The organism is Bacillus paramycoides (assembly GCF_001884235.1).
Taxonomy (GTDB): Bacteria; Bacillota; Bacilli; order Bacillales; family Bacillaceae_G; genus Bacillus_A; species Bacillus_A paramycoides.
In genome coordinates this window covers 1-12,064 of the sequence record NZ_MAOI01000124.1, presented here as the reverse complement: position 1 = coordinate 12,064, position 12,064 = coordinate 1, and the positions used below count along the sequence as shown (strand labels likewise).

At 35.0% G+C, this 12,064-nt stretch carries 6 protein-coding genes; 4 read left to right on the top strand and 2 right to left on the bottom strand.

Annotated features, from left to right (window positions below; genetic code table 11):
• A partial coding sequence (locus BAU28_RS27010) for a Cna B-type domain-containing protein (protein ID WP_071721057.1) occupies positions 1 to 1,361 on the top strand: 1,361 nt, incomplete at its 5' end.
• 329 nt (positions 1,362 to 1,690) lie between these two features.
• Here the strand turns inward: BAU28_RS27010 and BAU28_RS27005 are convergent.
• Positions 1,691 to 4,153, bottom strand: coding sequence for a PAS domain S-box protein (locus BAU28_RS27005; RefSeq protein ID WP_071721055.1), 2,463 nt, complete (start codon positions 4,151 to 4,153; stop codon positions 1,691 to 1,693).
• A 1,343-nt stretch (positions 4,154 to 5,496) separates the two neighbouring features.
• Here BAU28_RS27005 and BAU28_RS27000 point away from each other — a divergent pair.
• From BAU28_RS27000 to BAU28_RS26990, 3 genes are all read left to right on the top strand, one after another.
• On the top strand, positions 5,497 to 7,080 hold the full coding sequence (locus tag BAU28_RS27000; protein WP_071721053.1) for a vanadium-dependent haloperoxidase: 1,584 nt from the start codon (positions 5,497 to 5,499) through the stop codon (positions 7,078 to 7,080).
• A 572-nt stretch (positions 7,081 to 7,652) separates the two neighbouring features.
• Entirely contained in the window at positions 7,653 to 7,976 is a 324-nt protein-coding gene (locus BAU28_RS26995; protein WP_071721051.1) for a hypothetical protein, read from the top strand.
• Between the two features lie 667 nt (positions 7,977 to 8,643).
• Positions 8,644 to 10,875, top strand: a complete 2,232-nt coding sequence (locus tag BAU28_RS26990; protein WP_071721049.1) for a M60 family metallopeptidase — start codon at positions 8,644 to 8,646, stop codon at positions 10,873 to 10,875.
• Between the two features lie 952 nt (positions 10,876 to 11,827).
• Here the strand turns inward: BAU28_RS26990 and BAU28_RS26980 are convergent.
• Positions 11,828 to 11,974 carry a YflJ family protein gene (locus BAU28_RS26980; RefSeq protein ID WP_071721042.1) on the bottom strand — a complete coding sequence of 49 codons (147 nt, stop codon included), beginning with the start codon at positions 11,972 to 11,974 and terminating at the stop codon, positions 11,828 to 11,830.
• Positions 11,975 to 12,064: the final 90 nt, after the last annotated feature.

Genomic DNA, 12,064 nt, shown 5'->3' with positions numbered 1-12,064 from the left:
TAGCTGGATATGAATCCAAAGTAAACGGTACTGACATCACAAATACAAAAGTAGGCGAAACGAAAGTAGAAGGAACGAAAACGTGGAACGATAACAATGCAACAGATCGTCCAAGCTCGATTAAAGTAGACTTACTCCAAAATGGTCAAGTAGTAGACACAAAAGAAGTAACAGCAGAAACAAGCTGGAAGTATACGTTTGAAAAGCTACAAGCATACGATGTAAACGGAGTAGCGTACAAGTATGAAGTGAAGGAACAACCGGTAGCTGGGTATGAATCCAAAGTAAATGGTTATGACATCACAAATACAAAAGTAGGCGAAACAAAAGTAGAAGGAACGAAGACATGGAAAGACGATAACGCAACAGATCGTCCGACAATGATCAAAGTAGACCTTTTACAAAATGGTAAAGTAGTAGATACAAAAGAAGTAACAGCAGCAACAGAATGGAAGTACACATTTGAAAAACTCCAAGCATACGATGCAAACGGAGCAGCGTACAAGTATGAAGTGAAAGAACAGCCAGTACCAGGATATGAATCCAAAGTAAGTGGTACTGACATCACAAATACAAAAGTAGGCCAAACAAAGGTAGAAGGAACGAAGACATGGAAAGATGATAACGCAACAGATCGTCCAGAAATGATCAAAGTAGATCTTTTACAAAACGGTAAAGTAGTAGATACAAAAGAAGTAACAGCGGCAACAGAATGGAAGTACACATTTGACAAACTCCAAGCATATGATGCGAACGGAGCAGCGTACAAGTATGAAGTGAAAGAACAACAGGTAGACGGATACAAATCCGAAGTAAAAGGTTATGACATCACGAATACAAAAGTAGGCCAAACAAAGGTAGAAGGAACGAAGACATGGAAAGATGATAACGCAACGGATCGTCCAGAAATGATCAAAGTAGATCTACTACAAAATGGCAAAGTAATCGCAACACAAGAAGTAAGTAAAGTAAGTGATTGGAAATACGCGTTTACAGATTTAGCAGCATACGATGCAGATGGAAAAGCATACAAGTATGAAGTGAAAGAACAACCAGTAGCTGGATATAAATCTGAGGTTCATGGTTATGACATTACGAATACAAAAGTCAAGGATAGTCCAAAAGAACCCAATGTAGATCCGAAAGATCCAAGTACAGATCCAAAAAAACCAAGCACAGATCTAAACACAAATACAGACAAAAATAGCGAGTCAAAAGTTCTACCTACTAAAGAAAATGCTGAGAAATCAGTATGGCTTCCTAAAACAGGTGGAACATCAATGGATATGATTTCATATATTGCTGGAATGTTGTTGGTGGCTTTAGGTGGATTCGTATTTGCTCGTCAACGAAAGAGATAAAAAGACTGGTTATGTTGGTTTGAATTATAGTTTGATCAAACTCTTGCTGCAAATGTTGATTTTATAAATAGAGGAAACCCACACATTTTGAAAAAAGTTTGATCAAAATGTGTGGGTTTTAATTTTAGATTCCTTAAGTTTTTATAAAAAAGATTAATCATCTTATTAAGATGATTAATCTTCGGTTTACTTCAAAATCAATTGTTTTTTTATGTTTACTTTCATTCAATACACCATCAGCTAGAAATTTAATACTTGCTCCTATACTTAAATCTAAAGGGGGAAATTTTATAAACTGTATAACTGTACTTCATGATTCTAGGATATATCTAAGAAGTTGAATAAGAGTTTTCTTTTTCGAGAGTAGATATAGGAAGATTTATATTAACTGTTGTTCCTTTACCTACTTCACTTTCAATCAATATCTTTCCTTGGTGCTTCTCAATAATTTTATAACAGATCATTAATCCTAAACCTATACCATTTTCTTTGATACTATAAAATGGTTCTCCTAGGTAAGGTATACGTTCCTGTTCAATTCCACATCCATAATCAGTAAATCGAATGTTTACTTGGTTTTGATCAGGCACATATTCGATTTGAATCAAGATTTCCCCTCCCATTGAAGTTGCCTCAATTGCATTTTTTAAGATATTTATAAAAGCTTGTTTTAATTGATTACATTCACAAAGTATGAATGAAGTATCAGATGTAAACTCAGTTTTAATTTGTATGCAATTCATTGTCGCTTGAGGTTCAAGCAACATTACAATTTGCTTCATTAATACATTCAGGTCATTAGTTTTGATTTCTAATGCCTCGGGTTTTGCTAATGTCATAAATTCATTAGTAATACTATCTATACGTTCAATCTCTGATAACACTATATCTATATAATGCTCAGTGTTCTTATTTTCCATTGATTTTAATAATTGCATGAATCCTTTCATTGCTGTTAAAGGATTTTTAATTTCATGAGCAATTGCAGTGGACAATTGACCTACTACAGCAAGTTTCTCCGATTTTCGTAATAATTCCTCTGTTTTTAGCCGTTCGGTGATGTCTCGAGAGATACTCAAGAAAACTTTTTTGCCATTCAAGTTAAACACACGAACAGAAAATTCAATTGTCAGGGTCTTTCCTTTAGGAAAAACAAATTCATCTTGTAATGTGAAAGCAGTTTGCCCTTCTCTAATTTTTTCTATGATTCTTTGGACCATTGGAGAATCTGGCGGAACGTTACTAGGAAATACCATCGAAAGAAGCTCTTCTCTACTATATCCAAATCTTTCACACGCAACAGGATTTACTTCGATAAAGCGAGTTGGAGATTGATCCTCATTCAGCTCCACTACATATACTGCATCAGTTGCTTGTTCGATGAGTGCACGGTATTTCATTTCACTGTCACTTAATTGCTGGTGTAATTGATGTAGTTCTCTTTCTGCTTGTTTCCTTTCAGAAATGTCTCTACAAATTCCTGATAAAGCAATTACATTACCCCTAAAATCTAGAATAGGTGAAATCGTCAGGCTTACATCAATAAGAGTTTTATCTTTTTTTTGTCTAACAGTTTCTAAACAGGTGATAATTGGGTCTTTCATATTGGTATTTTTAATGTGGTTTATATATTCAAAAGTTTGATCTATTAAAAATTCAGGTACGCAAGGTAATTTTTTTCCTACGGATTCCTTTTCTGACCAACCAAATATCCTCTCATAAGCTTTATTCGCTTGCAACATATGACCATCTAAATCAAATATAGTGATAGCATCTACGTTATGATTAATAAATGATTCTAATCGTTCCTTAGTTACCTTTAACTCATTTTCCGCATTTATTCTCTGCGTTATATCAACAGTAGAACCAACTACTTCAATCACTTTTCCCTCTCTTTTAACAGGCCTAAGAGAGAAAAGTATAATAGTCTCATCATTTGGCCATGGTAGTTCGAAAGTTACTTCCTCGCCATCCCATGCCTGCTGATAATATTTTAATAGTCGAGGAACTAAATGGAGTGAAACAATAGAAGAATCTATAGTAGGTAAACTTTTACCCACCACTTGCTGAGAGTGAAACCCTTGTTGATAAAATAATTGTCCATCACACAGAGTATGAATAAAATTCCCATTCACTTTTTTAAATTTGAAAATACCTCCTTGCAGTTGATGTACGGTATCCTTTAATTCTTGCTTTGATTCTAGTAATGTTTCATTCGCTTTAGCTAAATTTTGTGTTAAGCTATATAAATTTTGATAGGATTCTATAAGAAAAACACCAATCAAGAGTCCGCACGATATAAATAACGTACCTTGGATGTCAAGAAGTATAAGTGGTATAGAAGGAAAAAAGAATCCAAATACCAAATGGATTATAGCTATATAAACAGCTAGATAAAGAAAGATACTTTTAAAAGCATGGATATTTTTGAGATATGTTTGAAATATGGTATATATAGTAGCTATTCCTAAGGCAGCTATCAAGGCAGGTACCCAATCACCGTCAAGGTAAAAGATACGCATAAATAAAATAAACATTAATGTAATCCAGCCGGCTCTACGACCAAAATAAATAAACGACATTATAAGAGGAACCGCTCGAAGGTCATAAAACAATCCCATGTGCTTAAAATTAAAAATCATCAAAATAGCAGCTATGATACCTGCAAATATGCCTCCAAATAACTTGATTGATTTGGAATCCATTTTTCTTATAAATACTTGGATAAAAATAGCTGAACTAACTAAGAAAGCAAAAATAGATAGATTAATGAAGAATCCTGTGAAAAGCATGTCACATTCCCCCTTATTAAATGTATTAGAAAAAAGTACGAGAATTCTACAAATTATACGGTGATTAGACTTTTTATTCGGAAATGGGAGATGAGCAGTATGAAAATTTAGCTCCTTTTTATCTCTTTTCAACAGAAGCTCCTTTCCTCGAAGATTTGAATATATGAAACACTAATTTCAGGTGGGAAATGAATGTTGGTAGGCGTATATAATGAAGGCATCATGCAAGAAAGCGAGGTACATCCCATGTTGGTAAATAAAGTATAGAAGTTTCGTATCTATCTAAATAAGCGATAAGAAATATAAACCATTGGGTGCAGTCGTCTCTTAACCGTAGGAACTACGGGAATAGCTTAATGGATTAGAAACCGATAGTTTTCTGTACTTAGGAATCTCCCACTTCAAACAGCCTATTAGGCCGTTAGGTGGTGAGTAATTCAAAATATTTTCTTCATTAATATAAAAATAACAAATTTGCTATTTTTATATTAATGAAGAAAACAACTTGGATAGGAACAAATTGTTTTCTTCTGAAGGGTACAACAAAGAAAGAGTAGAGAAGCAATACACAAACATGCCAATCAAACGGAGTGGAGGAAAATCAACAAAGACAGAAAAATCAGAAAATTAATTCGGTAAAGGTTCCTCTTTAATCTCTTTCTTTGTGAGTATAAGTTTAACATTAACAACAAGATAAAACAACAAAAAAATACAAGATTCCGATAAATTCGACATTTCTCTAGCTGCTAATTAAATCTGTTTATTTTCATATAGATTATTGGGTTTTGGTGCGAATATATGAAGAAGAACATGGATGGTAGTAGCTTCTTGTATTTTTTGCTATGAGGGGGCTCACCACATGCCCATCAACTTAAAAATTTTATAACACCCCCAGGATGAAAATTTCGTGTATTTTTGACAGAAAACGGCTTATTTTTTCGTTTGGGGGTATTCGCTTTTCTTAGCTTGATAGCAATGGGGTCCCACCAACATTTTAACGAAAATATACGCTAAATATGTGCAGGATTTTATGCAGGTTGCGAGAACGGTTTGAACTGACAAATGCTGTTGTGACAGGGATGTATAAAATCCTGCGTAAAGCGTAGGGAGCAGAAGACTGGCAAACTCTTGTTATGAATGGATTTCTGGGATTTGGTTACTGCTGATACCTAACACTCTATAGAAAATAAAAAATTAAATTAGTAAAAGAAACCATACTTAGTAAAATCAATGCGCATACACTAAATTAGAATTCAAAATTGATAGAACTTAGGGACGCTAGGAAATTTCTATAAGAACTAGCTAATATCTTGAATTCACTTCATATTAGTAGGTGATAATATATGAAAAATAATCAAATTAATGAAGAGAATGATAGTCAGGAACAGAAAGTAAACACAAAAAAGTCGTGTGAAATCGGACCCATAACTCCAAATAAGCGTCGTAATAAGGCTTTTCAAATTCGTTTAAAAGCAGCGAATTTCCAAAAAAAACAACCTCTCCCGAACCATGTATGTAATGGTGACGAAAACTTGTATCCAAAAAAAATAGGTAACTTCTCTAAAGCTTTGCTACACAATCAACTCGGTGAAGTTAATCTCAATGCTTATAAAGCTTTAATTTATGCATTAGAGACAGGTAACTCGGACAATTTTGAGGATATCCCTCTTGGTGGGGTTGTGAAGCTTACCGATCCTCAAGCTGCCTATGCATTCGAACTGGAAGGACCTGATAGTCATCATTTGGGTATTGCTGTACCACCAGCCTTTAGTAGTGCCTGGGAAGCGAGTGAGATGGCTGAGCTTTATTGGAGAGCATTGACGAGAGATGTATCTTTCACAGAATTTGACATCAATCCACTTACCCTCCAGGCTGCTTCTGAACTATCAGGATTTTCAGAATTTCGAGGACCTAAAATCAATGGAGTAGTCACTACAGGTACTCTTTTCCGTGGAAATACAACCGGTGACCTTTGTGGACCTTTTATTTCTCAATTTCTTTGGAAGGATATTCCTTTTGGGGCTACAACGATTGTTCAAAAATGTCGTACTACAACAGCTGGAGACGATCACATGACCACATATGAGAAATGGTTGAACATTCAAAACGGATCGAAACCGACTACATCAAATGTATTTGACCCAACTCTTCGCTATATCCGAAATGGTAGAGATTTAGGGGAATGGGTTCACCGAGATTTTTCCTACCAAGGTACTCTCGATGCTTGTCTAATTTTGCTCAGCTTTGGACAAGCTGCATTAGACTCAGCTAATCCTTATCTGAATTCGGCAACACAGGTTGGCTTTTCTACTTTTGGCGCCCCACACATTTTAGATATGGTAACTCGAGCTGCTCAAGCAGCTCTAAAAGCTGCTTGGTTCCAAAAATTTTTGGTTCATCGCCGACTTCGGCCTGAAGAATTCGGAGGACGCGTCCACAACACCAAGACGGGTACCGCCAGCTATCCAATTGACTCAGAATTATTAAACTCACAAGCGATTTGCAAGATTTTTGACAAGTACGGCACTTATCTGTTGCCTATAGCTTATGCAGAAGGTTGTCCGACTCATCCTGCCTATCCTGGAGGACATGCTAGCTCTATTGGAGCTGGGGTCACTATGCTAAAGGCGTTCTTTAACGAATCATTTGTAATTCCTAATCCAGTTGTAGCTAGTTCTGATGGTCTTTCATTACTACCATATTCAGGGGCACCTTTAACCATTGGAGGGGAATTAAACAAACTTTCCTCCAATATCACCCATGGGCGCGATACTGCCGGTCTTCACTGGCGCTCGGATGGAGTGGAGGGTCTAAAGTTAGGAGAAGCAGTCGCCATTGGAATTCTTCAAGACTATAAAGCTACCTTCAATGAGAATTTTAATGGTTTCTCTCTTACCAAGTTTGACGGAACTATCATAACAATCTAATCTGAAAGAATCGATAATCCTAAAAACAAATAATTAAAATTCATTACTAAAACAAGCCAGACATGTATGTAGGGCTTGTTTTTTTTGCTTTTGGGCAAGAGTGCTGGCTGGGGGTTTGGGGGTTAGCCCCCAAGAACTTAGCGTTATATAAAATATTGTATAAAAGAGAATTTTGCTCGGATGAACTAGCGGTTCGGCTCGTATAATTGTTCGTCCAGGCCGAGAACCCATTTGCTTGCTTTTGGTCTATCGGCTTGGCGATAACAGCAAACGGAACTTTTAGCTCTATATATAAGAGTGAGATAGAGCAAATACAAAAAGTCAGTAATACCAAAGGTTTAAGAGGTTTGAGGTCTTAAAAAAAATTAACACCTATTTTTTTGTAAAGAACAAACAAAAAAAGTGCAATAGCTAATTGCACTTTTTTAAAATAAATATATTGAGACGTTATGTTAACCTTACATGAATACAATATACAATAAAAATCCCCCAATTTTTCTTCTTATCACATGATAAAATGATTACAAACGATTGATTTCTAAATAATCAGAAAATACAAAAGGGTTGATTACATGAAAAAAGGATTAGGATTACTTGTAACTATAATAATTGAAGCTGGAATTGTGTATGTATTATCTAAAATTTTAAGATGGAGTTTTATTGATTTAACTTTCTTCACTGGAATATGTTTTGTTATTATTACATATTACTTTAGCAGTAAAGGCGGATTTTCTAGCAACAGTGTTCGCCTTCAAGCTCAAGCTAGATTTGGTATTAAAGTAGAGGAAGAAAAATTTGAATTAAGTGTAAATCCTATTTTAATAGGATCTATTGTCTATACAATATTATCTTTAATACTTGTAGTAATAAGTTATTGGAGTTACTTTACCAAATAATTTTCACTTCCAATAACGAATTTTACGTCAACTAGCACCTCTTGCAGGGGGCTAGTTGTATTTTTACAGTAGCAAAGATGAGATTTCACTTTTAAAAACTGTCTTAGCGTATAAGATCCGCTTTTTGCCGTCAGCACCCCTCAATGAACAATATAACTTAACGTGGTAAAATATTATTTGGATGGAAGTCCAATACATATTATTAAAATTAAGATGATTCAAGTCGGAGGAAGGCACCTTAGGGTGTCTTTTCTTTATGACCTTTATGGGTTACAGTCACATGCCCATCAACTTAAGAATTCAGAATTACCCCAAAACGAAAAAATGAACTAAATTCTCATATACACCTACGAAAAGATGAAAGTTTTGTTTTGAGGGCATCTCAAAATGTTAGCTTGATAGCGATGTGGTACTACCCTATAGACTACTATTTTAGTAAGTTGAAAAAAATGTCGAAAAATAGCTAAAATTGTATAATTTTGATTGCTATACTACCTGTCCGATGTTAAATTCGTAGTTATAATAAAGAATAAAATGGGTTCATTCCCACTTCCTTCCTACATAATTATTTATCTCTTAGCTATTATTTATCATGATCTAGGATGAGGATTTCTTTCTTCGGGTATGTGTTATATTTATCAATTTATAGAAAGGTGTGTGATGTAAAATGAAACAAAATAGTAAAAAAAGAAATAAGGAGATAGCAATCAAAGCGTTTATAGCTGTGAATGTACTTGCTTCTCCATTTATTGGAGGAATAACAGGAATCACAAAAGTTGCAGCAGAGGAACAACAAGTATCCACCGAGCGTATTTTTCATGTGATAGGTAAGGGAAATATAGAGCAACTCAGAGATAGGGATAGACGTCAATTTAGATTTAGTCCATATGAACCAACCGGATTATATGCAAGTCCGAATGAAAAAATAACAATTCAAGTAGACGGTACACAGAATATTCAAGCTTATATAGGTACATTCTCCTATGAAGGTGCATGGTATGAGGATTCGTTAGTAAAGTCGTTTACTTTAAAACCAGGGGAAAATACAATCGAATCCCCAAACGGTGGAATGATTTATCTTTCTAATCCGGTGCAAGGTGGAACAGTGAAAGCGGAGATAAAAACAGGCGGAACAGCTACCCCGCTGTTTGAGTTAGGAAAACATACGCAACAAGATTTAGTAGACATGCTAAATAAATATCCTGATGCCCATGCGGTAGAACTAAAAGGGAAACGTTCACTCATAACCGCAAGTCCTGCAAGAGTGAAAAAATATTTAATAGATTCTAATACTGATCCTGTAGAACTTTTAAAAAAAATAGATGAATCTATTAGAATTGAAGATCGAGTTTCTGGTTTATCTGAAGAAGAAGCAGATAAGCATTATGTACACTTTGTAGAGGATACTCATTCTGAGTTATATATGTATGCATATAATAATAGAACTGCTTATGTAGGAGATGCGATTCAAAATGTATTAGATATAAAGAAGTTTACAAAAGACGGATGGGGACCTTGGCATGAAATGGGTCATCAGCGACAACAAATCCCTTGGATGTGGGATGGATTAGGAGAAGTGACTACAAACATTTATAGTATGTCTGTCCAACGTGCTTTTGGAAATCCGTCGAGATTAGAAACTGGTGGAACATATAAAAAAGCATTTACTTATTTAAGTAAGCCTCAATCGGAAAAAGACTATAATAAAATTGATGATGTCTTTGTGAAAGTTACAATGTTTTGGCAACTGGACTTAGCCTTTGGAGAGGAATTTTACCCTAAATTACATCAAGCGTACCGCTCCATACCTAATGAAGAGCTTCCTAAAACGAGTGATGAGAAAATCCAAGCTTTTATTTACAATACATCTAAGGTAGCAAAACAAAATCTATCGCCATTCTTTGATAAATGGGGGCTTATCGCTACGCCGGAAACAAGACAAAAAATAGAAGCTTTGAATTATCCAACATTAACTGCGCCTATTTGGGAAGCAACTGATTCTAAACCTGTTAAAGCGAATGTCCTCAAGTTAGGCGGTCGAGTATGGGAAGATAGTAACCAAAATGGTATGCAAGATCAAAGTGAAAAAGGAATGGAAGGCGTTCGTGTTCAACTGTTAGATAAAGATGGGAACGTATTAAAAGAAGTAAAAACAAATCAAGAAGGCCACTACTTGTTTGATGGGTTAGCAGAAAATACATATCGTGTACAAGTAGAGAAACCATCCGGTTATGTCTTCGCACCAAAACAAAGTGGACAAGATGTAACGGTTGACTCCAATGTAAGTGAGACGGGAGTAACAGATGCTATTACTCTTTTACATGAAGATTTAACAATTGATGCAGGAGTAAATAAAAATATATTCAAGGATGTCCCGCAAGGACACTGGGCATTTCAGGCGATTTATGATTTAGCGAATGAAGGAATTATTGCAGGTTATGGAAATGGAATGTTTGGTATGGGTGACGATGTAACACGTGAACAAGTAGCAGCATTAATTTACCGTACTTTGCATATGGAAAAACAAGATAAATATGAAAATCCATACGGAGATATTGATAAAAATTCAACAATGTTTCCTGAGGAAATATTAGCTTTAACGAAGCAAGGGATTTTAAAAGGTGATGATCAAGGAAACTTTAGACCGAAAGATACAATAACACGCGCAGAAATGGCACAAGTTATGATGAAAGCTTTTAAACTAGATGTGAAGGCTCCGCATAATTTCAACGATGTTCCAACGAATTCATGGGCAAAAGATGCGATTAGTGCCGTACAATCGAACCATATTGCAGCTGGAGTTGGAGAAGGGAAATTTGCTCCAGATATGAAAGTAACACGTGAACAGTATGCACAGTTTTTATATAATGCGATTTTAAATGAGCGCTCTCATCAATAAAAGAAAATAAAGTTGAGTGTCCTAGTATAACTTTATTATAAAGGAGTAGTACTGCCCGTAGAAATTTAATCAGTGCTATCCCATACACAGCAACATAAGAATTTTATAGCGCCCCCAAAACAAAAAAATGTACAATTTTTTGTTTTGGGGTATTTGCTTTTCTTAGCTTGTTTGTGATGGGGTCCCGCCACACATCCATCAAGCTAAGATTTTAAAGTACCCCCTAAATGGAAATTTTGTGTTTTATAGCACCGAAGTTTGTTTTTATCGTTTTGGGGGTAACTTGTTTTTTTAAGTTGATGGGCATGGGGTACAGTCAGGAAAATGCGGATTTACAACGCTAGGTCCATTTTTAAGCCGATGCCCCTTTATCATCAACTATTTAAAGTTTCTTTAAACTATTACATAACATATGTTTTTTGTACCACGCTTTATTGATACATTTAACCTTCACAGGTGTTGAAGGTTTAGGCTTATCCCTTAGTGTAGCCATATCATTAGAACATCCTACAATATTTAGACAGAATGTAGCCAATAAAAACGATAATATTGATTTCTTCAAATAACCACTTCTAACTCTTTTTTAGTTAACATCTTTTCATAAATAAGCTCCTTACTAATTTTATATTACATTAAAAGTTGGAGAATATTCTTATACTCATAAATTGTTACATTTGAAGGAAAAAAATGGAATTCTACAATATGTAAATAAAAAAGGATAATCAGCCCTCATAATGGACTAACTATCCTATAAATTATTATCTAAATTTAATGATTGGGTGACCTTTTTGGGTTTGCATTATCTTAGTATGTGATGTGTAATTGGTTGGCAGAATAGAGGGTGAGTTTGATGGGATTTGTCGATAAGTCGATATATTTCGAGTTGTGATCGATATATTTGAAAAATCGTTGATATATTAAGTGATTCGGTCGATATCATTTTACTAGTAAATTACTTTTCTTTTATTTTCTCTTGCTGTTCGGTTAATAAAGTGCGTAAGACGTGTCCGCGGTAACTTTCTAGTTTTCGTCCTTCATGATAACGAATACCTAGTTTTTTTAATTCAGCTACGTACCAGCCTTTTGTTCCGTAGTACATGAGACCACTTCCTTTTTTGCTTTTGAACAGTATATGTTTCGTCTGCGGGTAATTTTCTTTTTTTATTAAGGAAATTTATCCCGCTATTTG